The 22,481-nt window shown below is 70.7% G+C and carries 22 protein-coding genes and 1 tRNA gene; 10 read left to right on the top strand and 13 right to left on the bottom strand.

Annotated features, from left to right (window positions below; all coding sequences use genetic code 11):
* Positions 1–2: 2 nt before the first annotated feature.
* Both A4U64_RS14080 and A4U64_RS14075 read right to left on the bottom strand, forming a co-directional pair.
* Positions 3–842 (bottom strand): alpha/beta fold hydrolase, encoded by an 840-nt coding sequence (locus tag A4U64_RS14080; RefSeq protein WP_006939012.1) that lies wholly within the window; start codon positions 840–842, stop codon positions 3–5.
* A 23-nt stretch (positions 843–865) separates the two neighbouring features.
* The gene (locus A4U64_RS14075) at positions 866–1,567 is read right to left on the bottom strand and encodes a TetR family transcriptional regulator (RefSeq protein ID WP_029543027.1); all 702 of its coding nucleotides are present in this window, start codon (positions 1,565–1,567) and stop codon (positions 866–868) included.
* A 95-nt stretch (positions 1,568–1,662) separates the two neighbouring features.
* Here A4U64_RS14075 and A4U64_RS14070 point away from each other — a divergent pair, with 95 nt between their 5' ends.
* The 3 genes from A4U64_RS14070 to A4U64_RS14060 are packed head-to-tail and all read left to right on the top strand — an operon-like array spanning position 1,663 to position 4,248.
* The gene (locus A4U64_RS14070; RefSeq protein ID WP_029543029.1) at positions 1,663–2,775 is read left to right on the top strand and encodes a ferredoxin reductase; all 1,113 of its coding nucleotides are present in this window, start codon (positions 1,663–1,665) and stop codon (positions 2,773–2,775) included.
* A 26-nt stretch (positions 2,776–2,801) separates the two neighbouring features.
* Entirely contained in the window at positions 2,802–4,007 is a 1,206-nt protein-coding gene (locus A4U64_RS14065; protein WP_029543030.1) for a fatty acid desaturase family protein, read from the top strand.
* 13 nt (positions 4,008–4,020) lie between these two features.
* Positions 4,021–4,248: a hypothetical protein gene (locus tag A4U64_RS14060; RefSeq protein WP_006939021.1), complete on the top strand. Its 228-nt coding sequence runs from the start codon at positions 4,021–4,023 to the stop codon at positions 4,246–4,248.
* Between the two features lie 93 nt (positions 4,249–4,341).
* On the opposite strand, the gene gdhA is transcribed toward A4U64_RS14060, so the two are convergent.
* Both gdhA and A4U64_RS14050 read right to left on the bottom strand, forming a co-directional pair.
* On the bottom strand, positions 4,342–5,685 hold the full coding sequence (gdhA, locus tag A4U64_RS14055; protein WP_029543032.1) for an NADP-specific glutamate dehydrogenase: 1,344 nt from the start codon (positions 5,683–5,685) through the stop codon (positions 4,342–4,344).
* A gap of 138 nt (positions 5,686–5,823) precedes the next feature.
* Complete coding sequence (locus A4U64_RS14050; protein ID WP_010596353.1) at positions 5,824–6,507, bottom strand: GntR family transcriptional regulator; 684 nt, start codon at positions 6,505–6,507, stop codon at positions 5,824–5,826.
* Between the two features lie 152 nt (positions 6,508–6,659).
* Here A4U64_RS14050 and A4U64_RS14045 point away from each other — a divergent pair, with 152 nt between their 5' ends.
* Together A4U64_RS14045 and A4U64_RS14040 are read left to right on the top strand one after the other, a co-directional pair.
* Positions 6,660–8,318 carry an L-lactate permease gene (locus tag A4U64_RS14045; protein ID WP_043798987.1) on the top strand — a complete coding sequence of 553 codons (1,659 nt, stop codon included), beginning with the start codon at positions 6,660–6,662 and terminating at the stop codon, positions 8,316–8,318.
* The gene (locus A4U64_RS14040) at positions 8,315–9,706 is read left to right on the top strand and encodes an FAD-binding oxidoreductase (protein WP_065922684.1); all 1,392 of its coding nucleotides are present in this window, start codon (positions 8,315–8,317) and stop codon (positions 9,704–9,706) included. Before A4U64_RS14045 ends, A4U64_RS14040 begins: the two co-directional genes overlap by 4 nt.
* A 137-nt stretch (positions 9,707–9,843) precedes the next feature.
* On the opposite strand, the gene A4U64_RS14035 is transcribed toward A4U64_RS14040, so the two are convergent.
* Both A4U64_RS14035 and A4U64_RS28230 read right to left on the bottom strand, forming a co-directional pair.
* Positions 9,844–10,140, bottom strand: a complete 297-nt coding sequence (locus tag A4U64_RS14035; RefSeq protein WP_232334081.1) for a hypothetical protein — start codon at positions 10,138–10,140, stop codon at positions 9,844–9,846.
* A gap of 156 nt (positions 10,141–10,296) precedes the next feature.
* Positions 10,297–10,461 carry a hypothetical protein gene (locus A4U64_RS28230; protein ID WP_157127585.1) on the bottom strand — a complete coding sequence of 55 codons (165 nt, stop codon included), beginning with the start codon at positions 10,459–10,461 and terminating at the stop codon, positions 10,297–10,299.
* A 546-nt stretch (positions 10,462–11,007) separates the two neighbouring features.
* Here A4U64_RS28230 and A4U64_RS14030 point away from each other — a divergent pair.
* Positions 11,008–13,359: a heavy metal translocating P-type ATPase gene (locus tag A4U64_RS14030; RefSeq protein WP_065923493.1), complete on the top strand. Its 2,352-nt coding sequence runs from the start codon at positions 11,008–11,010 to the stop codon at positions 13,357–13,359.
* Between the two features lie 73 nt (positions 13,360–13,432).
* On the opposite strand, the gene A4U64_RS14025 is transcribed toward A4U64_RS14030, so the two are convergent.
* Positions 13,433–14,017: a hypothetical protein gene (locus tag A4U64_RS14025; RefSeq protein ID WP_029543039.1), complete on the bottom strand. Its 585-nt coding sequence runs from the start codon at positions 14,015–14,017 to the stop codon at positions 13,433–13,435.
* Complete coding sequence (locus A4U64_RS14020) at positions 14,004–14,522, bottom strand: hypothetical protein (RefSeq protein WP_006946633.1); 519 nt, start codon at positions 14,520–14,522, stop codon at positions 14,004–14,006. The genes A4U64_RS14025 and A4U64_RS14020 overlap by 14 nt, the downstream gene beginning before the upstream one ends.
* A gap of 179 nt (positions 14,523–14,701) precedes the next feature.
* Here A4U64_RS14020 and A4U64_RS14015 point away from each other — a divergent pair, with 179 nt between their 5' ends.
* Positions 14,702–15,013 carry a DUF6191 domain-containing protein gene (locus A4U64_RS14015; protein ID WP_065922682.1) on the top strand — a complete coding sequence of 104 codons (312 nt, stop codon included), beginning with the start codon at positions 14,702–14,704 and terminating at the stop codon, positions 15,011–15,013.
* Positions 15,014–15,031: 18 nt separating this feature from the next.
* On the opposite strand, the gene otsB is transcribed toward A4U64_RS14015, so the two are convergent.
* The 3 genes from otsB to A4U64_RS28520 all read right to left on the bottom strand — a co-directional run bounded on the left by otsB (position 15,032) and on the right by A4U64_RS28520 (position 18,995).
* Positions 15,032–18,283, bottom strand: a complete 3,252-nt coding sequence (gene otsB, locus A4U64_RS14010; protein ID WP_065922681.1) for a trehalose-phosphatase — start codon at positions 18,281–18,283, stop codon at positions 15,032–15,034.
* 121 nt (positions 18,284–18,404) lie between these two features.
* On the bottom strand, positions 18,405–18,686 hold the full coding sequence (locus tag A4U64_RS14005; protein WP_006946629.1) for a hypothetical protein: 282 nt from the start codon (positions 18,684–18,686) through the stop codon (positions 18,405–18,407).
* A 141-nt stretch (positions 18,687–18,827) separates the two neighbouring features.
* The gene (locus A4U64_RS28520; RefSeq protein ID WP_198163297.1) at positions 18,828–18,995 is read right to left on the bottom strand and encodes a hypothetical protein; all 168 of its coding nucleotides are present in this window, start codon (positions 18,993–18,995) and stop codon (positions 18,828–18,830) included.
* 100 nt (positions 18,996–19,095) lie between these two features.
* Between A4U64_RS28520 and A4U64_RS14000 the strand changes: the two genes are divergently transcribed.
* Both A4U64_RS14000 and A4U64_RS13995 read left to right on the top strand, forming a co-directional pair.
* The gene (locus A4U64_RS14000; protein WP_044476531.1) at positions 19,096–19,626 is read left to right on the top strand and encodes an NUDIX domain-containing protein; all 531 of its coding nucleotides are present in this window, start codon (positions 19,096–19,098) and stop codon (positions 19,624–19,626) included.
* A complete protein-coding gene (locus A4U64_RS13995) occupies positions 19,623–20,492 on the top strand; it encodes an SDR family NAD(P)-dependent oxidoreductase (protein WP_006946625.1) in 870 nt (289 codons plus the stop codon). The genes A4U64_RS14000 and A4U64_RS13995 overlap by 4 nt, the downstream gene beginning before the upstream one ends.
* Before the next feature lie 152 nt (positions 20,493–20,644).
* On the opposite strand, the gene A4U64_RS13990 is transcribed toward A4U64_RS13995, so the two are convergent.
* Together A4U64_RS13990 and A4U64_RS13985 are read right to left on the bottom strand one after the other, a co-directional pair.
* A tRNA-Arg gene (locus A4U64_RS13990) sits at positions 20,645–20,718 on the bottom strand.
* Between the two features lie 35 nt (positions 20,719–20,753).
* The gene (locus tag A4U64_RS13985) at positions 20,754–21,476 is read right to left on the bottom strand and encodes a dienelactone hydrolase family protein (RefSeq protein WP_006946624.1); all 723 of its coding nucleotides are present in this window, start codon (positions 21,474–21,476) and stop codon (positions 20,754–20,756) included.
* Positions 21,477–21,596: 120 nt separating this feature from the next.
* On the opposite strand from A4U64_RS13985, the gene A4U64_RS13980 reads away from it, so the two are divergent.
* Positions 21,597–22,478: an FAD binding domain-containing protein gene (locus tag A4U64_RS13980; RefSeq protein ID WP_006946623.1), complete on the top strand. Its 882-nt coding sequence runs from the start codon at positions 21,597–21,599 to the stop codon at positions 22,476–22,478.
* The last annotated feature ends 3 nt before the right edge of the window (positions 22,479–22,481 follow it).

Genomic DNA, 22,481 nt, shown 5'->3' with positions numbered 1-22,481 from the left:
TCTTACGGCCGGTCGCCGATGCGGGCGAGGATCGCCTTCGCCAGCGCGTCCGGTGCCTCCTCCGGCACCCAGTGGCTGACGTCGTCGAGGACGACGAATTCGTAAGGCGCGTCGACGAACTCGCCGCAGCGCTCCGCGCCCACCCGGCCGAGGGCCGAATCCTCGGTGCTCCACACGTAGGTGGTGGGCACCCGCACCGGTGCCAGTTCGGAGAGCTCCCGGGTCATCGCGCGGTACCAGTTGAGCGCGGCGGTCAGGGCGCCGGGCTCGGACAGCACGCGCACGTATTCGTCGATCGACTCGGGGCTCACCCGGTCGCCGTACATCGCGCGCAGGCGACGGGCGTCGTCCTCGAGCAGGACGTGCTCGGCCTTTCCCTCCTGCCGGAGCAGCTTGATGTAGGCGGCGCGGGCCTGCTGATCGGCGTCCTCGCGCAGGGCCCAGCCGTAGGCCGCGAGGTGCGGCACGGACACCGCGGTCAGGGTGCTGATGCGGTCGGGGTGCCGCGCCGCGACCTGCCAGGCCACGGCGGCGCCCCAGTCGTGTCCCACCAGGTGGGCCTGCCCGAGACCGGTCGCGTCGAGCAGCCCGATCACGTCACCGACCAGCAGGTCGATGGTGTATGCCGACACGCCGTCCGGGCGGGCACCGGGGGAGTACCCCCGTTGGTCCGGCATCAGCACTCGCAGACCCGCCTCCGCGAGCTGCGGCGCCACGGCCTCCCAGCTGCGGGCGGTCTCCGGGAAGCCGTGCAGCAGCACGACGGGCGTGCCGTCGGCGGGACCGGTGACGTGAACGTCGAAGGTGAGGTCTCCGAGGGTGACGTGAGTGGTCTCGAACATGGCGCCCACCGTACGGGTTGCCGTTAGCGGTGGGAAGGTTTCCACGCGCCCATGCCGAGAACGATGAGACGCATCTGCTTTTCGGCGCGCGCGAGGACCTCGGCCTCCGCCGGCCCGCCGGGCCGGTCCACGTCGAGCAGTTCGAGCACCACCTCGAGCATGGCGGTCACCAGCAGGTCGGCCGCCATCTCCAGGTCGTCGACGTCCCAGTCCGCCATGCCGGGCATGCGGGAGAGATCGACGGAAAGCTCGCCCGTGATCAGCCGCAACTCGACGGTGACGGTGCGCGCGACGGCCGGCTGGCCGCCGTAGCGCTCCCGGGCCAGGAATCGGAACGCCTGTTCGTGGGCGCGGACCTGCCGCACCAGGGCCTCGAGCGACGCCCGCGCCGAGGACGGGCCGCGCGTGCGCCGGGCCTCGCGCAGCAGCGTGCGGAGCATGCGCATGGTGTCGGCGGCGAGGGCGACGCCGAGTTCCTCCATCGAGCCGAAGTGGCGGTAGAACGCCGTGGGCACGATCCCGGCTCGGCGGGCCACCTCGCGCAGGCTCACCGTCGCGAAGCTGCGATCGGCGGAGAGTTCGAGCGCCGCGTCGAGCAGGGCCTGGCGGGTGCGCTCCTTGCGCGCAGCTCGCGTCGCGGGTTCGGGAACGGGGGCTGCGGACACGGCTCCGAGTCTAGGCAGTGCGACGCGGCGGCGGTCGGGGACCGTGGTGACGGCCGCCACAACATCGTTGACAGCCCACCGGGCGACCCTGGCACACTGAACTCAGTGCACATTTGTGCACTGACTTTGGATTCTCGCTCGAGAGGAGCGACGCCATGACCCTGCTTCACCGCGCCCGACGCGGGCCGGGGCCGTCGATCGGACGCAAAGCCCTGATCAAGGCGCTGCATGTACTCTCCGCGCCGCACCACCCGGATCGGTACCTCGAACTGGCCGATCCGCTCCTGGCCGTGCAGCACACGCGCGCCCGGATCACGAACGTTGACCGAAATGTCCCGGGTGCGGTGACGCTCGAGCTGCGCCCGGGCCGGCCCCTGGAGTTCCGGGCCGGTCAGCACCTGCAACTCGGCGTGGTGGTGGACGGTGTGCGGCACAGCCGCAGCTACTCGCCGGTGAGTTCCCAGCATCGAGCCGACGGGCGCATCCAGCTCACGGTCGGGGTGCGACCGGACGGCGTCGTCTCGCGGCACCTGCACGAGCACGCCACCGCGGGCGACGTGGTCGACCTCGCGGCGGCCGCCGGCGAGTTCTGTCTCCCGGCGGAGCGGCCGGAGCGGCTGGTGCTCGTCAGCGGCGGCAGCGGCATCACTCCGGTGCTGTCGATGCTGCGCACCCTCGCCGACGAGGGCCACTCCGGAACCGTCGCGTTCCTGCACTACGCGCCCACCGCCGCGCACGTGCCGCACCGCGACGCGATCGAGTCCCTGGCCGGCGCCCACGCCGGCGTCGACGTGGCCTTCGCCTACACCCGGGCGGACGACGGTGCGTTGCGTGGCCGCTTCGACCGGAGTCATCTCGAGCGGGTCGCCCCGTGGTTCGCCGGCGCACCCGCCTACGTCTGCGGCCCGGCCGGGCTCGTCGACAGCGTGCGGGAGGTCTACGGCGACGCCGGCGCCGCGCACCTGCTGCGCACCGAGCAGTTCACCCCGCCCGTCGTCGTCCGCGACGACGACGCGAGCGGCACCGTCACCTTCGCCGCGTCCGGGGTCCGCGCCGAGAACAGCGGCGTCACCGCCCTCGAACAGGCCGAGGCGGCCGGGCTCACCCCGCAGCACGGGTGCCGCATGGGAATCTGCCACTCCTGCACCGTGACCCGGCTTTCCGGCGGCACCCGCGACGTGCGCACCGGCGAGATCGACGACGAGCCCGGCGCCGAGGTGCAGATCTGCGTGAACGTCCCCGTCGGCGACGCGGCCTTCGACCTCTGACCCACTCGAAACAATTGGAGGACACCATGTTCGGTTTGTCCATCCCCCTGTCCCTTCCGCTGCCGGCGTTCCTGTCCGGCCGTCGCGATCCCGACCCGTCGCCGGTCGTGCTGCGCCGCGAGCAGGTCGAGGAGATCGGCCGCGAACTCGACGCCCTGCGTGAGCGCACCGTCGCCTCGCTCGGCGCGGCCGACCGCGAGTACATCTACCGCATCGTCGGGGCGCAGCGGCGCTTCGAGATCGCCGGTCGTGCCCTGTTGTTCGTGGGCTTCCTGCCGCCGGCATGGGTGGCGGGCGTGGCCGCGCTGAGCGTGTCGAAGATCCTCGACAACATGGAGATCGGCCACAACGTGATGCACGGCCAGTACGACTGGATGCGCGAGCCGGAACTGAACTCCCGCACCTTCGAGTGGGACACCGTATGTCCCGCCGACCAGTGGCGGCACTCGCACAACTACCTGCACCACACCTACACCAACATCCTCGGGATGGATCGCGACGTCGGCTACGGCATCCTGCGGATGGATCCGGCGCAGCGCTGGCACCCCTACTACCTCGGCAATCCCGTCTACGCGACGGGGCTGATGCTGCTGTTCGAGTGGGGCGTGATGCTGCACGACGCCGAGGTCGAGAACGTCGTCGCCGGCAAACGCAGCTGGCGCGACGTGATCCCGCTCGCCCGGGGGTGGTGGCGTAAGGCGCGCGGGCAGGTGGTCAAGGACTACGTCGCGTTCCCGCTGCTGTCCGGGCCGATGTTCGTGCCGACGCTGCTCGGCAACGCGGCCGCCAACCTGGTCCGCAACGTGTGGGCGTTCTCCATCATCTTCTGCGGGCACTTCCCGTCCGGGGTGCAGTCCTTCACCGAGGAGGAGACCGCGCACGAGACCCGCGGCGAGTGGTACGTCCGTCAGCTGCTCGGCAGCGCGAACATCACCGGCACGCCGCTGTTCCACATCATGTCGGGCAATCTCTCGCACCAGATCGAACACCACCTGTTCCCGGATCTTCCGGCGCACCGGTACCCGCAGCTCGCGCCGGAGGTGCGGGAACTGTGCGAACGCTACGGGCTGCCCTACAACACCGGGGGCCTGCTCGCCCAGGTCGGCTCGGTGTGGCGCAAGATCGTGAAGCTGGCCCTGCCGCCGAGCTGGGTCTCCGAGGAGCCCACGACGTCGGTGCTCATCGAGCGCGGCGTGCCGGTCGCGGGTACCCTCGCCCACGACAGCGCCTGAAGGGGGCACCGCCATGGTGGGTAGGTTCGAACGCAACAAGGACACGCTCCAGGAACTGACCGAGTCCGCGGCGACGCACGTCGGCAACATCGCCGGCATCATCACCGGCGCGGTCCGCGAGGTCACCCGGGAGGTCGGGGACTGGATCAGCGACGGCATCGAGATGCGGGAGGCCGCCCGCAAGGCGAGCGCCGACGACGAGCGCGTCGCAGAGCCGCCGTCCGAGCCGTCCGGCGGGTAGGCGAAGAACGCCGGGTAGCTGAAGAACACACAGACAGCGCGGGGCGGGCACCGGGATCCGGTGCCTGCCCCGCGCCGTCGGCGTGCGTTCGGATCAGATGACGCCGAGCGCGAACATTGCGTCGGCGACCTTCACGAAGCCGGCGATGTTGGCGCCGTGGATGTAGTCACCGGGCTTGCCGTACTCGGCTGCGGTCTCCACGCAGTTCTGGTGGATGTCGCGCATGATGCCGGCGAGGCGCTCGTCGGTGTAGTCGAAGTGCCACGAGTCGCGCGAGGCGTTCTGCTGCATCTCGAGCGCGGAGGTCGCCACACCGCCGGCGTTCGCCGCCTTGCCCGGGGCGAACGCGACGCCCGCCTCGCGGAACACCGCGATGCCACCGGGGGTGGTGGGCATGTTCGCGCCCTCGGCGACGACCCGCACGCCGTTGTTCACCAGGGTCTTCGCGGCGGTCTCGTCCAGTTCGTTCTGGGTGGCGCAGGGGATGGCGACGTCGCACGGCACGTCCCAGATCGAACCACCCGGGAAGTACTGCGCGTCGGGACGCTCGTCGAGGTACTCGGAGATGCGGCCGCGCCGGACCTCCTTGATTTCCTTGAGCAGCTCGAGGTCGAGGCCGTTCTGATCGACGATGTAGCCGGAGGAGTCGGAGCAGGCGATGGCGATGCCGCCGAGCTGGTGCACCTTCTCGATCGCGTAGATCGCCACGTTGCCCGAACCGGACACGACGACCTTGCGGCCCTCGAGGGAGGAGTTCACGGACTTGGCCATCTCCGCCACGAAGTAGGCGACGCCGTACCCGGTGGCCTCCCGGCGCACCTGCGAGCCGCCCCAGGTCAGGCCCTTGCCGGTGAGCACGCCGGACTCGTAGGAGTTGGTCAGGCGCTTGTACTGGCCGAACAGGTACCCGATCTCGCGTCCGCCGACGCCGATGTCGCCGGCCGGGACGTCGGTGTACTCGCCGATATGGCGGTGCAGCTCGGTCATGAAGGACTGGCAGAAGCGCATGATCTCCTGCTCCGAGCGACCCTTGGGGTCGAAGTCCGAGCCGCCCTTGCCGCCGCCGATGGGCAGGCCGGTGAGGGCGTTCTTGAAGATCTGCTCGAAGCCGAGGAACTTCACGATGCCGAGGTTGACGCTCGGGTGGAAGCGCAGGCCGCCCTTGTACGGGCCGAGCACGCTGTTGTACTGGACCCGGAAGCCGCGGTTGACGTGCACGTTGCCCTGGTCGTCGATCCACGGCACCCGGAAGATGATCTGCCGCTCGGGCTCGGTCAGCCGTTCGATGAGGCCGGCTTCGAAGTAGCGGGGGTGACGCTCGAGGACGACATGCAGGGACTCGAACACCTCGGCGGCTGCCTGATGGAACTCGGGTTCACCGGCGTTGCGCGCCTTCACCTGTTCGTAGATCTCTGCAATGCGGTCCCGGGTCGACACGCTCACCACCTGACTGTGAGGAAACTGTTACATGGCGTTAACACGTTGAATCATAGGCGCAGGCACCGGGCATCCGATAAAAGGGGGCAGTATGCCCGGGCTCCGGGCGTCGAGGGTGTCGGCCGAACCGGGGGACGGCTACGCGGGCTCGGGAAGGGTGGCTTCCGGGCCCGGGCTGCCGCCGAGCGCGGCGACGAGGCGTTCGCGTGCGCGTCCGAGGTGCCGGGTGATCACCTCGACCGCCGCATCGCCGTCGCCGGCCAGGACGGCGTCGAGGATCTGCTGGTGTTCGGCCGCGATGCTCGTGGTGGTGAGCAGCTGCTTGCCCTGCACCTGCACCATGCACAGCCGCACCTCGGACACGAGCGAACCGAACATGCGGCTGGTGCGCGGGCTGCCCAGCGCGTCCACCAGGGCGGTGTGGAAGCGCATGTCGGGTTCGACGACGGTGAGCGGGTCGGCCTCGGTCATGGCCGAGATCTCGGCGTTGGCGGCCGACGCCGCCGGAGGCACCGCCCGGGTCTCGGCGAGCGCGCGCAGCACTACCGATTCCAGGTGCGCGCGGGTGCGGTAGATGTCGCGCACGTCGTCGGGGCCCAACTGGGGCACGCGGGCGGTCTTGTGGGCGCTGCGCTGCAGTAGGCCCTCGCCGACGAGCTTCTCGATGGCGGCCTTGGCGGTCGGCCTGGCGACTTCGTAGGCGCGGGACACCTCGGCTTCGGTGAGGGCGTCCTCGTGCGTCAGCTCCCCGGCGAACACGCGCCGCCGCAGTTCCAGGGCGAGGGCGTCGACGATCGACAGGGCCTCGACGCGTCCGACCAATGCCCCGCTCCTTCCCGGCTCTCCGCGCACCCGCACGGACCTGCGCGAACACCAGCATTCTTGCACGACGCCGCACATGCATTCTTGACAGGAATGTGTACTTGTCTGACAATTCTCGGAACGGTGACAGGCATCACAACGAGAGGCGCGCTATGTACCAACAGACACTCGACCCGATCGGCGGCTCACTCGCCTGGTCGGCCGTGGTCGCGGCGATCCCGCTGGCCGCGATGTTCGTCATGCTCGGCGTCTTCAGATGGAAGGCGCACCGCGCGGCCCTCGTCGGTCTGGCGCTCGCCGTGCTCGCGGCGGTCGCCGGGTGGGGCATGCCGCTCGGCCAGGCCGCCGCCGCGACCGCCGAGGGAGCCTTCTACGGCCTGTTCCCGATCTTGTGGATCCTCGTCAACGCCCTCTTCGTCTACAAGCTCACGGTTGTCACCGGCTGGTTCGAGGAGCTCGGCCGGGTCATCCGGTCCATCTCGGACGACCAGCGCATCCTGGCCATTCTCATCGCCTTCTGCTTCGGTGCGCTGCTCGAGTCGCTCGCCGGATTCGGCGCGCCCGTCGCGATCTCCGCGGCGATGCTCATGGCCGCGGGCATGGCTCCGCTCAAAGCCGCGTGCACGTCCCTGCTGGCGAACACCGCGCCTGTGGCCTTCGGCGCGATGGGTGCCCCGATCCTCGCGCTCGCCGGGGTCACCGGGCTGCCGCTCGACGACCTGTCCGCGATGGCCGGCCGGCAGACGCCGTTCGTCGCGGCCGTCGTGCCGATGGTGATGGTGTTCCTCGTCGACGGCCGCCGCGGAGTTCGGCAGACCTGGCCCGTCGCGGTCGTCGCGGGCCTGACCTTCGGCCTCGCCCAGTTCGTCACCGCGAACTACCTCACCGTCGAGCTCACCGACGTCGTCGCCGCGATCGTCACGGTCGGCGCGGTGCTGGGCATGCTGAAGGTGTGGCAGCCGGGGGAGCGCCTGGTCGCCACGACCGACACCGCCCTCACCGCACCGGTCGGCGCCGGCACCGCGGTCGGCATCGCCGCCCCGCCGTCGCGTTTCGACGGATACAGCCGGACGCGGCGCACGCTGCTGGCCCTCGCCCCGTACCTGACGATCATCGCGATCTTCACCGTGGCGCAGATCCCGTTCGTCAAGACGTGGCTCACCGAGATCGGCACCGTGTCGTTCCGCTGGCCCGGACTCGACATCGTCGACGTCGACGGCAAGCCGCTGAGCGCGCAGACGTTCAAACTCGACCACCTCAAGGCCACCGGCACCCTGTTGCTGCTCGCCGGGGCCGTCACGGCCGGGATGTACGGGATCGGCGTACGCCGCGCCGTCCGCGCCTATGCCGACACCCTCGTGCAGCTGCGCTGGACCATCGTCACCGTCACCTCGGTGCTCGCGTTGGCCTTCGTGATGAACCTGTCCGGTCAGACCGCCGGCCTGGGCATGGCGCTCGCGTCCGCGGGCGGGGTGTTCGCCCTCGTCTCGCCGCTGATCGGCTGGATCGGCGTGGCCATCACCGGATCCGACACGTCGTCGAACTCGCTGTTCGGCGTCATGCAGATGACCGCCGCGCAGCAGGCCGGGCTCGACCCGGTGCTCATGGCGGCGGCCAATTCGTCCGCGGGTGTGCTCGGCAAGATGCTCTCGCCGCAGAACCTGTCGGTCGCGGTGGCCGCGGTCGGCCTGGCCGGGGCGGAGGGTGTCATCCTGCGCCGTCTGATCGGCTGGAGCCTCGGGTTGCTCGTGTTCCTCACCGTCGTCATCTACCTGCAGTCCACCCCCGTTCTCGATTGGATGGTTCCGTGAACACCAGCGTCGTGACTCCCGTCCCCGACACCGAGCCGGTCGTCGCCGCGCTCGTCGACGCCCTCGACGACGCCGTCGTCACCGATCCGGACCGGATGCTCGCCTATCGGCGCGACCAGTCGCTGCTCACGCCGGCCGGGATGCCGCTCGCCCTGGTCCGGGCGCGGGACACCGACGACGTCGTCGCCACCCTGACGATCGCGCACCGGCACGGCATCCCCGTCGTCACCCGCGGCGCCGGCACCGGTCTCGCGGGTGCGGCCAACGCCCTCGACGGCGGCATCGTGCTCAGCGTCGAGAAGATGAACGCCATCGTCGAAATCGACACCGAATCACGCACCGCCACAGTGCAACCCGGGGTGATCAACGGCGATCTCGCCGCCGCGGCCGCCGAGCGGGGGCTGTGGTACGTGCCGGACCCCGGCAGCCGCGCCGTCTCCACCATCGGCGGCAACCTCGCCACCAACGCCGGCGGCACCTGCTGCGCGAAGTACGGGGTCACGGCCGACCATGTCGCCCGCATCAAGGCGGTGCTCGCCGACGGGCGGATCATCCACACCGGCGCCGTCACCCGGAAGAACGTGGCGGGACTGAACCTCACGCAACTGCTCGTCGGGTCCGAGGGCACCCTCGCCGTCATCGTCGAGGCCACCGTGCGGCTGCGCGCCGCCGCCACCGCGGCCGCCACGGTGGTCGCGAGCTTCCCGGAAACCGCGCAGGCCGTCGCCGCGGTGCTGGCGATCCGGGAGCAGGCCGAGCCGTGCCTCGTCGAACTGATGGACCGCACCACCATCGCCGCCGTCAACGACATGACGCACATGGGACTCGACGACACGGCCGGTGCGCTGCTGCTCGTCCAGTGCGACGGGCGCGACGCCGCCGCCGAAGCGCAGGTGTGTGCGCGGGCCTGTACCGCGGCGGGCGCCACCGAGGTGTACGACACCGCCGACCCGGTGGAGGGGGAGGAGTTCATGGCCGCGCGGCGGGTCGCGCTCACCGCGCTCGAGCGATGTGGCAGCACCCTGCTCGACGACCTGGCCGTTCCCGTGCCGCGGCTGCCCGAGATGCTCGCGGCGATCGAGGCGATCGCCGCGCGGCACGAGCTGCTCATCGGCACGTTCGGGCACGCGGCGGACGGAAACCTGCATCCCACCATCGTGTTCGACGCCGCCGACGAGGTCGTCGCGGGGCGCGCCCGGCAGGCGTTCGACGAGATGGTCGCCGAATGCCTGGCGCTCGGCGGTTCGATCAGCGGAGAGCACGGCATCGGGGTGCTCAAGCAGCCGTACCTGGAAACCCAGGTCGGTACGGTCGAGCGTGCGCTCATGCAGCGCATCAAGGCGGCGTTCGACCCGAGCGGGATTCTCAACCCGGGGCGCGGGATCTGACCGGACGGCGACCCCGGGACGGACCCGTCGACGGATCTCCGTCCCTACCCGGCCACGAGACCGCCTACCGGGCAGGCACAGATCGGCTGATCGCGGTCCGTCCTGGGTCTGTCGGTAGCGAATCCCCTGCCCGGGGGTCAGATGCCGACGAAGGTCATCAGGCGGGACACGGTCGTTGTGGTGCCGGTCAAGGCCACCGCGGTCACCATCACCGCAGCAGCACCCGTGGACACCACGGCGCCGAGTGCACCCCCCAGATTCGAGCGCCAGCGGGATATCGCGGTATCGGCATCCCCGAACGACATTCCAGGTGGGTCAGCGGCGGGGCCGACGGTCGGCAAGCCGGGCGACTCCGAGGCGCCCGGATCGCGGATCGAGTCTTCGGTGTCCAATATGCAACCTTTCGTCGCTTCGACGGCCTTCACCTCGCACATCGAGGCATGAATCCGTTGTAGCCGAACAGGTTTCCGTGCGCCACCAGGACAACCGTCCAACGTCGGACGCGGCCGGGCCGGACCGGCCGCCTCGCCGTCGCGGATACCGGCCGGCCTGACGGACCAACACGTTCCCAGGGCGGCTGGGGTTCGTGCCTACCGCGTACCGCCGCGGTTGTGCGTGCCGGGGCGGCTGGGGCGGTGTTTCCGCTGGGGGACGAACTCGGACGTCGGCATTGCGAACACCGCGGGCAGTGCGGAGCGGATCTCGAACAGGACGAAGCGCCGGCCCGCCGCGGCGTGGAACTCGTCCAGGTGCATACCTCCTCGGTAACATGTTCGATTCGGTGATCGCCGGAGTCGCGACGTTCATATGGCTGACCGCGTTCCCGGTGCCGTGCGCGCCGTTGTTGGGGATATTCGTCGCGGTGCTGGTTCTGGTGCCGCTGGTAGGGTCGACGATCGCCGGAATCGCGGTCGCAGCGGTGGCCCGACGGTGTCGGTGCCGCTCTGCGTGGCGACGGTCGTGTCCTTCGTCGCGTTCCGGCTCGGCGAGGGCCACCTGTCGTGCCCAAGAACGTCGGCAGATCGGTGCGGGTACCGGCGTTGAGCACGCTGACAGCCGTCTTGATCGGGGGCGCGCTCGTGGGCCTGGTCGGAGCGGTGGTGGCGATCCCGGTCGCCGCCGCACGGCACCTGATCGCGCAGGAGGTGCTCTTCCCCCGCCTGGACCGGGGCGTAGTCACCACGCAACGGGACAGAGTGCATCGGCGGACCGCGTGCGCACTCCCGTGCACCACCGTGGCGGTAGCGTCGGTGATACCGGAGCAGTCCGACCAGAACCGAGACGAAGTAGGGAGCGGCGTCATGGCTGTTGCGTCGTCGGCACCGAAGGCTCCGTGGCGTGAGCGAGTGCGTACGTGGGTCGAGCCGATATTTCTCGCCGTGACCCTCACGGCGCTGGTAGCCGGCGGCATCGCCTGGCTGTTCGATGCGGGCGCCGTCGCCGACGCCTTCTGGATCGCCGGCACCATCGTCGCGATCGTGCCCGCGACCTGGTGGGTGATCGACGCGCTGCGCCGCGGCCGCGTCGGGGTGGATCTGATCGCGGTGCTCTCCCTGGTCGGCACCCTGCTGGTCGGCGAGTACGTCGCCGGGGCGCTGATCGGCGTGATGCTCGCGTCGGGGCAGGCCCTCGACGCCGCCGCGGAACGCCGCGCCACCAAGGACCTGCGGGCCCTGCTCGAGCACGCCCCGCACACCGCGCGCCGCCGCGTCGGCGACGAGGTGCAGGTGGTGCCGCTCGGCGACGTCGTACCCGGGGACACCCTGGTCGTCGGGCCGGGCGAGGTGGTGCCGGTCGACGGCTGGATCACGTCCGAACTCGCGGTGCTCGACGAGTCCGTCCTCACCGGCGAGCCGATGCACGTGCAGCGCCGCACCGGGGAGGCCGTGCGCAGCGGCGTCGTCGCCGCCGGCGGCGCCTTCGAGATCCACGCCCGTGCCACCGCCGAGGACAGCACCTACGCCAGCATCGTGCGCCTGGCCCGCGAGGCCGCCGCCGAGAGCGCCCCGGTGGTGCGGATCGCGGACCGGGTCGCCGCGTGGTTCCTGCCGCTGTCGCTGACGGTGGCGGGGCTCGCGTGGCTACTCAGCGGGTCGGCGACCCGTGCCGTCGCCGTGCTGGTGGTGGCCACCCCGTGCCCCCTGCTGCTCGCCGCGCCCGTCGCAATCGTCTCCGGTCTCTCCCGCGCTTCGCGCCTGGGGGTGGTGATCCGCAGCGGCGGCGCACTCGAGAACCTCGGGCACGCGACGACGCTGGTGATGGACAAGACGGGCACGCTCACCAGCGGCCGGCCCGCCGGCGCCGACATCGTCACCGCACCCGGGGGCGACGGCGCCGAGCTGCTGCGCCTGGCGGCCTCCGCCGACCAGCTCTCCCCGCACGTGCTCGCCGAGGCCATCGTGCAGGAGGCGAAGATGCGCGGGCTGACCCTGTCGCTGCCCACCGACGTCGCCGAGCAGGCCGGCACCGGCGTGGCCGCGACCGTCGACGGCCGGCGCGTCACCGTCGGCAGCCTGCCGCTGCCCGCCGACGCGCCCGGCTGGGCCCGGGCGGTGCTCAGCCGTGCCGCGCTCGACGGCGCCGTCGTCGCCTGGGTCACCGTCGACGGCGACCTGGCCGGCGCCCTGCTGCTCGTGGACCCGCTGCGCCGCGACGCCGCCCGCACGCTGCGGCGGCTGCGCTCGGCCGGGCTGGACCGGCTGGTCATGCTCACCGGCGACCGTCGCGAACCGGCCGAGGAGATCGGCTCCGTCCTCGGCCTCGACGGGGTCTATGCCGAGCAGACCCCGGCGGACAAGGTGAACGGTGTGCGTGCCGAGCGGGAGTCGGCGGTGACGGTGATGGTCGGCGACGGCGTCAACGACGCCCCCGCCCTCGCCGCCGCGACCGTCGGCGTCGCGATGGGCGCCCGCGGATCCACGGCGAGCTCGGAGGCGGCGGACATCGTGCTCACCACCGACCGCCTCGACCGGCTCGCCGATGCCATGGAGATCGCGCGTCGCTCCCGGCGTATCGCCGTGCAGAGCGCCACGGTCGGCATGGGCCTGTCGCTGGTCGCCATGGGCTTCGCCGCGTTCGGCTACCTGCCTCCCGCGGTGGGTGCGCTGCTGCAGGAGGGCATCGACGTCGCGGTGATCCTCAACGCCCTGCGCGCCCTGCGCGGCGACCGGGACCGGGAGCTGGCCCTGCCCGACGACACCGAGGCGATGCTGCACCGGTTCTCGGCCGAACACGACGTCCTGCGTGACGAGCTGTCGATCCTGCGCGACACCGCCCAGCTGCTCGCGTCCGGCGATCGGCCCGCCGCCCACACGGCGCTGCGCCGCGTCGACGCGTTCCTGTTCGACACGCTGCTGCCGCACGAGCAGGCCGAGGACAGCGAGCTGTACCCGGCGCTCGCGGTGCCGCTCGGCAGCGGGGAGGCGACCGCGACGATGAGCCGGATGCATGCCGAGATCGACCGGCTCAGCCGCCGCCTGCGCACGCACCTGGCGCAGGCCGACGCCGCCGGCGGGCTGCGACCGGACCAGTGCGACGACCTGCTCGCCTGCCTGTACGGGCTGTACGCGCTGCTGCGGCTGCACTTCGTGCAGGAGGAGGAGAACTACTTCACCCTCGCGCCCGAGGCCGAACGGGCGGACGGCTCGGCATGACCGGTCCGGGCGGACGGCTGCGGCCGTACGTATCCGGTTCTGCCGGTGCGACGTTCGCGGTGGGACGGCCGGGTCAGCGCCGGGCTTCGGCCGCGATCATCGACAGAGTCGGCCGTGCCATGGCCCGCACGAACGGCCCGACCGCCGTCCAGTAGCGGCGGAAGAGTCTGCGGGCCTTTTCGTCGGTGCCGTGCACCCGGATCTCGGTGAGCAGGACGCAGGTCTGCGCGTCGTACGGCAGGACGGTGAAACTCCATGTGCCGACCCCGCATTCGGGAATCGCGATGCTCGACAGGGGCGCCCCGGGATCCCAGTCGACGCGGCCGTAACCCGGCTCCCACCACCGACCGACGAAGCCGAGCACGAGTTCCCGCCCCGGTTCCTCGGCGACCACCTCGAAGCCGCCCTGCGGACCGATCAGGTCACCGAGGCGGATCGAGCGGTGCGCCCGCACCTCCCGACGCCGCGGCGCGCGCACGGCGTCGAAGGCCATCCGGGCCAGATTGGGGGCGGCGATCACCGGGGACCGCATGAAGTCGATGCGCCGGATCGCGGCGAACGTGTCCCCGGCCGGGGCGTCGACCACCCGCGCGCGTACGACCCGCTGCTCGAAGACCGGCAGCTGCCGTTCGGTCGCGGTGGATTCACCGTCCGGCATTGTTGCTCCTCGGAAGCTGCGCGGTTCGAGTCGCCGACAGTTGCCGGACCATCACCCAGCGCGCGACGAGGTAGCCGAGGACACCGCCGTAGACGGCCTTCAGCACCAGGAACCATCCCGTCGACAGCCCCGACACACCGAGGAGGTGCAGCACCCAGATCGCGAGCACGGAGACGGCCGCGGCCGCCACCCCGAGCGACAGGCCCAGAGACCAGGTGCCGGACGGCAATCGCGCCAGCCACCGACCGGCCTGCGGGGCGTCGGCGGTGGTCGCATCGAGCCCTGCGCGCAACGCCCGTCGCACCCCGGCAGCGGAGAACCAGGAGACGAGCACGGAGAGGATGATCGCGGTCAGCGCGATGTCGACGACGATCCCGTCGGCCGACCACAGCGGCACGAACGACGTGCCGCGCTTGCCCGCCCACGCCAGCAGCGGATTGACGACGACGTTCACCAGGCCGGTGACGACGGCCTGCTTCCGGACGTACGAGGCAGCAGAATCCACGGCGCGTCCTCCTGATCACGGCCCGCGGAAGCGGGCCCCCTCTCATCGTGGACGCGGAGCCGTGCTCGTTCCAGGGCCGTAGGTCCCGAGCGGTCGGCGACACCGACGCGGGCGCAGGCGCGGTTTCGGCCCTCTATCCTCGGTGTGGAGATGCCGTCCGCCGCGCCACAAGGAGAATTGTGTATCTGCTGGCAGGTGCAGTCGCGCTCGTCGCCGTCGTGCTGCTGCTCGATCGGATCGGGCTGTGGGCAGAGCGCCGAGGTTGGGTCTACTGGCGCCGGAATCGGCCACCGGTGCACGGGAGTGGCGCCGCGGGCCTGTTCGGTGAGATGCAGGCACTGTTCTCGCCTTCGCATCGGCACGTGATCGACGAGGGTCGGTCCAGGCAGATGTCGCGGTCGGACACGGCCACCGGGGAAACCGAACGGATGACCCTCGACCTGCGCGCGGGAATCGTGGCGATCGACGTGCGGCGGAACTCGCACGAGTGAGCCGCGGTCGTCGTCGCACTAGCTCAGGCGAACCGTGCCTCCCGGGTGCAGTTGGGCGACCCGGCCGCGGCATTCGATCTCGATCGGCGCCTGCATCCCGGGACCGGCGCTCACCTGCACCTCTGTGCCGCTGATGCGCAGGCGAAGGCGGTGCCCCCGGTAGAAGATCGGGAATTCGAGGGCACCGAGTGGTTCGGGCCACTGCGGGGCGAACACGAGCCGGTCGCCCCGGGTCTCGAGGCCGGGGACGCACCGCTGCAACAGATCGACGCTGCCGGCCATGGCCGCCAGGTGGATGCCCTCCATCGTGGTGCCGCCCTGGATATCGGCGATGTCGGCTCTCAGCGCCTGGTAGAAGAAGTCGACGGCCTCGTCCCGGTGGGCGCGTGCCAGCACCCAGGAATGGACGACCCCGCTCAGGGTGGAACCGTGCGACGTTCGCGCCATGTAGTAGTCGATGGTCCGCGGGATGTCCTCGTTCGGGAACCGGTAGCCGAGCCGTTCGAGCAGTTCCCGCAGTTCGTCGGAGGACAGCAGATAGAACAGCATCAGCACGTCGGCCTGCTTCGACGCCTGGTAGCGGTTGACGTCGTCGCCCTCGGCCTCGAGGATCCGGTCGAGGCGCTGGATGTCGCCGTAGCGCCGCCGGTAGCCGTCCCAGTCCAGTTCGGCGAGGCGTTCGTACCCCTCGAACTGGCTGAGGACACGATCGTGGAACGGGACGAACATTCTGCGGGTGACGTCCTCCCAGCGCGCCGTCTCCTGCGCGTGCAGCCCCAGGGCCTGGGTCAGGTACGAGCGGATCTGCAGCGGGATCAGCTCGAGCGCCTCGAGGGCGCGCAGGATCACCCAGACCGACATGACGTTGGTGTACGCGTTGTTGTCGATTCCGTCGTACGGTGCGTCGGGGTAGCCGGAATGGAACTCGTCGGGGCCGATGACGCCGCGGATGCTGTACCGTCCGCGTTCCTCGTCGTAGGACGCGAGATCGGCGTAGAAGCGGGCGATCTCCACGAGCATCTCGGCGCCGTACTCGATCAGGAACTCCAGGTCGCCGGTCACCTGGTAGTACTGCCACACGTTGTGGGCGATCGCGATGCCGGTGTGGTGCTGGCGCCGGCTGGGGTCCGGGTTCCAGCGGCCGGATCTGGGATTGAGGTGCAGTTGCGGGCTCTCCTCGCGGCCGTCGCTGCCCGACTGCCACGGGAACATCGCACCGCGGTGACCGGCTTCGCGCGCCATCCGGCGGGCCTCCCGCAGGCGGCGGTAGCGGTAGCGCAGCAACGACCGGGTCAGCGTGGGCAGCCGCAGGTTCAGCACCGGGAACACGAACAGCTCGTCCCAGAAGACGTGCCCGCGGTACGCCTCGCCGTGCAACCCCCGTGCCGGCACGCCCACGTCGAGGTCGGCGGTGTTCGCGGAGACCGTCTGCAGCAGGTGCAGAAGATGGAACCGGAGGACTCGCAGGGCGTGGCCGTGACCCGGACCCTCGTACTCGATGCCCAGGTGGTCCCACAGATATCCCCAGGCGAGCACATGGCCGTCGAGCAGTTCGTCGAACCGGCCCAGCCGGGGAAGCCAGCGGGCGGCTTCGTCGGCCGGCTCGGAGACCGCCTGATCGCGCCCGGTGAACACCGCCACCATCTTCTCCAGCGTCACGGGCCGGTCCGTCTCGACGTCGACGGTGATGTCGTGTCCGATCCGATCGTCGCCGTCGACCAGCCGGTACTCACCGGCAACGGGCTCCCCGTCGCACCACACCGTGTTCCGGGCCGCCATCGCCACCGGTATCCGCGACTGGTTGGTCTGCACCGCCAGCAGCACCGAGTCGACGGACAGCGCGGTGGCTTGCAGCGGCTCGAGGTGCTGGTCGGCGAGGTCGCGATAGCGCTCGACGAGGGAGTTCCGGACCGCGCCGTCCAGCAGCGAGCGGATCTCGAGCCGGCCCGACCAGTCTTCGGCCACGATCGTCGTCTCGAGGGCGCAGGCGTGCGGCAGATGCATGGCAACCAGGCGCCGCTGCCGCACCGACGTGGTGCGCCCCGCCGCGTCGCGGAATCGGAACCGCCGGATGAGGACGGCGCGGCGGAGGTCGAGGTATTGGCGGTAGTCGAGCAACTCTGCAGTGTCGAGGTCGAACCACTGCCCGCCGTCGACCCGGAAGGTCACCGGCAACCAGTTCGGCAGGTTCACCAGGCTCTCGTGGTCGATGGCACTCCCCGCCACCTCGTCCTGGAGACGGTTGAAGATGCCGGCCACATAGGTGCCGGGGTAGTGCACGCCGTCCGCGCGGGATTCGGGCGCGCAGCCTCGGGTGGCGAAGAAGCCGTTCCCGACGGTGCAGAGGGCCTCGCGCAGCTTCTCGGTGAGCGGGTCGTAGCCCTCGAAGAACATCGTCCAGGCGTCGTCGGGGGGCGGCGCGATCCCCGGGTCGCTGCCGAGCAGATCCGCCAGCCGCTCCAGTAGCTCACGAACCCGGTCCGGACCGTCGACCGCGAATTGTGCCGTCGACCGCCGATCGCCTTCCTCGCTGTAGCGCACGACGATGCCGATCCCGGTCGATGTCAGGGTGCCGAACGCGTCGTCGTCGGTGAGGTCGTCGCCGATGTAGACCGGCATCGGGTCCTCTGCGCCGCGGAGGTGCTCGAGCACCCAGGCCACCGCCCGCCCCTTGTCCCAGTCCACATCGGGGCGGAGCTCGGTGACCTTGCGTCCGCTCGTGACGCGGAGCCGGCCGTCCCGGTCGGCCGCATCGTGCACCGCTGCGACGACCTCCTCGATCCGGTCCTCGGCGACGTTGCGGTGATGAACTGCCACGGCGAAACGCTTGTGCTCCACCAGAACGCCGGGCACGCCGGCCAGGCGGTCCCGCAGGGCGCCGGCGATTCGCTCGAGGTCGGGCACCGCGGGGACGGCGGCATCGTTCCGGTGGTACTCGCCGTCCGGCCCGACGAGTTCGAAACCGTGGTTACCCGCATACCAGAGCCCGGGCACGCCGACCCGTGCCTGCACGTCGGTCACGTCGCGGCCGCTTATCACGCCGACGGGGCAGTAGCGGGCCAGCCGGGCAAGCTCTTTCGCCGCGCCCTCGACCAGGGTGGCAGCGGTGGGATCGTTCACGAGGTGGGCGAGGGTGCCGTCGAAGTCCAGGAACACGGCGTAGCGCCGGGTGCGCAGGATGGCGGTCGCCTGGTGACGAGATGCCAAGGCGTCCGGGATTTCCGACAGCCGGCGCTCGCGGGGGCGCGGTTCGACCGTGGGGGTGGTCATCGGCTCGGCTCGGATGATGAGTGCATGGCAGTCTGTCCCTCCGCACCGTTGCAGGACAGGCCCACAAGGGGTTCCCCATTCTATGACGGGACCGGCGGCGTGCAGTCCGTTTCGGTGCAGGCTACGACCAGGTCCTCGGATTGAAGACGACGTAGAACCAGGCGTTCGTCGTAGGGTCCCACGAACAGGACACGAGGACGACGGCGCCGATGGACCGATCGAACGCCTCGGCCTTGGGACAGACGGCGTCGCCGTCCGGTCCGGCGAACTCGGCGCGGTAGAGCGGACCGATGCGCCACGGCGCGGCGGTGGCCGTTCCGGCTCCCACGGTGGCCCCCAGGACGATCGCGGCGACGACGAGACCGGCGAGTGCTGCGGCCCTGTGGGCGACGTTCTTCGACACGAGGACTCCTTCGGCGTGGGAACGGTCCGGGCGCAGGCACACCGTCGCGACCCTGAACTCTGCCGAAGCCCGCTCTCGATGATCACCGGTGGGTGCCCGGCGCGCAGGCGTTCGCACGAACCGGTACGTATGTATCCGGTCTCAGTCCTCCAACCGCTCGGCCTCCTCGATCGCCGCCTGCAACTGGTCCAGCAGTGCCTTCGCCTGCACGATGTCGAGGGCGACGCCGAGGCCTTCCGGCAGGTCGAGCACGACGCTGGGTCCGTTCGCGCGGGCGGTGACGGGATGGTCGCCGGTCGTATCGGTCATTGAGAGTCCTTCCGGTTCGGGGGCGCGCTTGCCGGGTCTCAGTGTGCCCGGAAGAACTACCGTGTGGGGCGGGAGCGTACGGCGACGGGAAGGGGGAGCGATGGCAGTGACCAGCGCCGGCCTTCTGCTGTACCGGATCGACGCCGACGGCGTGCTCGAGGTGTGGATCGTGCACCCGGGCGGGCCGTACTGGGTCGGCAAGGACGAGGCGGCCTGGTCGATCCCCAAGGGGGTCTACGGCGACGACGAAGACCCGTTCGCCGTGGCCTTGCGAGAGTTCGAGGAAGAATGCGGGATGCCCGCGCCCCAGGTGAACTACGAGATGCTCGGGCGGTTCAAGCAGCCCTCCGGCAAGATCGTCACCGTCTACGCCGGTGAGACCGCCGACGATCTGGCCTTCGTCGGCAGCAACACCTTCGACCTGGAGTGGCCGCCGCGGTCCGGAAAGGTGCAGAGCTTTCCCGAGGTGGACGACGCTCGCTGGTTTCCGCCCGCCGTCGCGGCCATCAAGCTCGTGAAGGGGCAACGCCCGATCCTCGCCCGGCTCGGCGAGCGCGTGCACGCTGCCGGCCGGTCGTTCGCGTCCGGTCCGCCGGTGCCCGGTGCAGGAACGGAAGAACCGGGCATATGAGCAAGACCGTGCTCGTCACCGGAGGAGGGCGGGGGCTCGGCCGGGCCACGGCCGAGAAGCTCGCCGCTCGGGGACATCGCGTCCTGCTCACCGCGCGAACCCGCGCTGCCGCGGAGGACGCAACCGAAGCGATACAGCGGACGGATCCCGACGCTCGGGTCGAGCCGCGCTGGGTCGATCTGTCTTCTCTGGAGCAGGTCCGGTTCTTCGGCGTCGCGGAAGCCGAGCGGGGCGAACCGATCGACGTGCTGCTGCATGTCGCCGGCATCCTGCAGACGAGCAAGGAACGCCGGCTCACCGTCGACGGGTACGAGGAGACCCTCGCCGTCAACGTCCTGGCTCCGTTCCTGCTCACCGCCCTGCTCCTGCCCGCACTCGAGCGCAGCCCGTCGGCGCGTGTGGTCACCGTCGGCTCGCGGCTGCACCTGCCCGGCTCCCGCGGAGCGCCGGTGGACTTCGACTTCGCCGACGTCCAGCTCGAGCACGGCTACAACCCCGAGCGGGCATACAAGAATTCCAAGCTGGCGGTGATGTGGTTCACCTACGAGCTCCAGCGCCGCCTCGCCGGGCGGCCGATCACTGCGAACGCCGTGTGTCCCGGTTTCGTGCCCACCACCGCTGCTGCGAGCACCCGCGGTCTGATGCGGCTGTTCATGGCGCACGTGTTGCCGCACATGCCCTTCGCCACGTCCGTCGATGCGGCTACCGATTCGCTGGTGTTCACGGCGGTCGACCCGTCGCTCGACGGGGTGGGCGGAAAGTTCTTCGGCGAGTGTCACGAAATCGACTCCAGCGCGCAGTCCCACGACGTTGCCCAGGCCGGACGTTTCTGGACGATCGCCGAACATCTCACCGGTCTCGCCTGACCTGTCGCGCCGATGGTGGGACGTGGCCGGCCCCGCGAGGACGCGAGATCTCCGTGCAGTGCTTACGGGCGGTGAGTGGAGTGTGATGCGCCTTCGTGGATCTTGTTCGAACCCTGCAGGCGCACCCCGGCCGGAGGCCGGCAGTGTCACAGTGCCCCCGGCAGGACTCGAACCTGCGACCTAGAGATTAGAAGGCTCTTGCTCTATCCAGCTGAGCTACGGAGGCGCGGCCAGAATCTTAACCGTTCGCCGCGGCGGCTCTCACGGGCGGCCCGCGGCGAGGGTCTGCGCCATGAAGTTCAGCGCCTGCGGCCACGACAGGGCGTACGCGTCGGCGTTGACAGGGTTGCCGTGCCGGGCGCGGGTGCTGAAGCCGTGTTCGGCGCCGGGGTAGACGTGCACGATCGTCGCGCCCGAGGTGCGGGACAGCAGCGACCGCTGCAGGTCGGCGAACACGTCGGCCGTCATGATCGTGTCGGCGCCGGCGTGCAGCACCATCACCGGTGCGGCGATGCGCGCGGCGTCGGCGACGGTGTCGTGAGTGTGGTTCGCGGCCGGGACGGCCGGGATCGACGGATGGTAGGCGATCACGTTCGCAAGCCGCTCGTCGCGCGCGCCGGCGAGCAGCGCGAGGCGCCCGCCGAGGCAATAACCGAGCACGCCGACGCGTTCGGCGCCGAGCTCGCCCAGCAGGTGGTCGGTCAGCCCGCGGATCTCGGCGAGCGCGGCATCGTCGTCGAGGCCGTTCATGAGTTCGTAGAGGCGTTCCCTCGGGGTGTCGTCGGCGTTCGGGCCGTGGAACGGATCCCACACCAGCGCGGTGATCCCGGTGGCTGCGATGTCCTCGGCGTACTCGCGCACCTGCGCGCCGATTCCGGTGATCATCGGCAGCAGCACCATGCCCACGCCGCTGCCGTCCCGGGGCGCCGCGAGGTAGCCCTGCAGCGGCCCGACCGCGACGACGGAGGTGCGGATCTCGTTCATTCGGGCAGACGTCCTTCCGGCCGGGTGATTGCGTCCGAATCTATCGGGCGGCGAATCCGCCCGTCGCGCCGCAAGCGCGGGCATACACTCCGTAGGTAGCTGAAATGTGAGGTATGCCACATGCAAGTACCTTCGGCTTTCGAATACGAGCGCGCCACCGGCATCGATCACGCCATCGCACTCCTCGACGAACGCGGCGAGGAAGCCCGGGTCGTCGCGGGCGGGCACAGTCTCCTGCCGATGATGAAACTGCGGCTCGCCGCCCCCGAATGCCTGATCGACATCAACGACCTGGCCGGCGAGCTCGGCTACATCGCCGTCGAGCCCGACGTCGTGCGGATCGGCGCGCTGGCGCGGCACCGCGAACTCCTCGAAAGCGAGGCGCTCGCCGAGATCTTCCCGATCTTCCGCGACGCCGAACGGGTCATCGCCGATCCCGTCGTGCGCAACCGCGGCACGATCGGCGGGTCGCTGTGCCAGGCCGACCCCGCCGAAGACCTGTCCACCGTGTGCGACGTCCTCGACGCCTCGGTCGTGCTGCGCGGTCCGCACGGCAGCCGGACGCTGACGATGGACGAGTTCCATCTCGGCCCCTACGAGACGACCGCCGCCCCCAACGAACTGCTCGTCGAGGTCCGGCTGCCGCGACGGGGCCGCGGGTCGAGCGCCTACGCCAAGGTCGAGCGACGAACGGGGGACTGGGCGATCGCCGCGGCCGGCGCCGCCGTGTGGATGGGCGACGGTGCCATCGACGACGCCCGCGTCGGTCTCACCGCGCTCCGGGCGGACCCGCAGGCTTTGGCCGGCATCTCCGACCGGCTGCGCGGCGCGACGCCGTCCGAGGACCTCTACCGCGAGGCCGGCGAACTCGCCGCCGCCGCCAGCGACCCGGTCGCGGACCAGCGCGGCACCGTCGACTACAAACGCCACCTCGCCGCGGAGCTCACGGTGCGCACCCTGCGGCGCGCCGTCGAGCGGCTCACCACCTCCGAAAGGGGTTGACCC

Source organism: Rhodococcus sp. WB1, assembly GCF_001700945.1.
Lineage (GTDB): Bacteria > Actinomycetota > Actinomycetes > Mycobacteriales > Mycobacteriaceae > Rhodococcus > Rhodococcus aetherivorans.
The sequence above is the reverse complement of the archived record's forward strand: the minus strand, read 5'-3'. Positions and strand labels throughout refer to the sequence as shown.

Excerpts from the sequence above, each read along its gene's own strand:
- A4U64_RS14080 (WP_006939012.1), bottom strand. The coding sequence starts at position 842 with ATGTTCGAGACCACTCACGTCACCCTCGGAGACCTCACCTTCGACGTT.
- A4U64_RS14070 (WP_029543029.1), top strand. The coding sequence starts at position 1,663 with ATGACCCTGCTTCACCGCGCCCGACGCGGGCCGGGGCCGTCGATCGGA.
- A4U64_RS14065 (WP_029543030.1), top strand. The coding sequence starts at position 2,802 with ATGTTCGGTTTGTCCATCCCCCTGTCCCTTCCGCTGCCGGCGTTCCTG.
- A4U64_RS14060 (WP_006939021.1), top strand. The coding sequence starts at position 4,021 with ATGGTGGGTAGGTTCGAACGCAACAAGGACACGCTCCAGGAACTGACC.
- A4U64_RS14045 (WP_043798987.1), top strand. The coding sequence starts at position 6,660 with ATGTACCAACAGACACTCGACCCGATCGGCGGCTCACTCGCCTGGTCG.
- A4U64_RS14035 (WP_232334081.1), bottom strand. The coding sequence starts at position 10,140 with ATGTGCGAGGTGAAGGCCGTCGAAGCGACGAAAGGTTGCATATTGGAC.
- A4U64_RS28230 (WP_157127585.1), bottom strand. The coding sequence starts at position 10,461 with ATGCACCTGGACGAGTTCCACGCCGCGGCGGGCCGGCGCTTCGTCCTG.
- A4U64_RS14030 (WP_065923493.1), top strand. The coding sequence starts at position 11,008 with ATGGCTGTTGCGTCGTCGGCACCGAAGGCTCCGTGGCGTGAGCGAGTG.
- A4U64_RS14025 (WP_029543039.1), bottom strand. The coding sequence starts at position 14,017 with ATGCCGGACGGTGAATCCACCGCGACCGAACGGCAGCTGCCGGTCTTC.
- otsB (WP_065922681.1), bottom strand. The coding sequence starts at position 18,283 with ATGACCACCCCCACGGTCGAACCGCGCCCCCGCGAGCGCCGGCTGTCG.
- A4U64_RS28520 (WP_198163297.1), bottom strand. The coding sequence starts at position 18,995 with ATGACCGATACGACCGGCGACCATCCCGTCACCGCCCGCGCGAACGGA.
- A4U64_RS14000 (WP_044476531.1), top strand. The coding sequence starts at position 19,096 with ATGGCAGTGACCAGCGCCGGCCTTCTGCTGTACCGGATCGACGCCGAC.
- A4U64_RS13995 (WP_006946625.1), top strand. The coding sequence starts at position 19,623 with ATGAGCAAGACCGTGCTCGTCACCGGAGGAGGGCGGGGGCTCGGCCGG.
- A4U64_RS13985 (WP_006946624.1), bottom strand. The coding sequence starts at position 21,476 with ATGAACGAGATCCGCACCTCCGTCGTCGCGGTCGGGCCGCTGCAGGGC.
- A4U64_RS13980 (WP_006946623.1), top strand. The coding sequence starts at position 21,597 with ATGCAAGTACCTTCGGCTTTCGAATACGAGCGCGCCACCGGCATCGAT.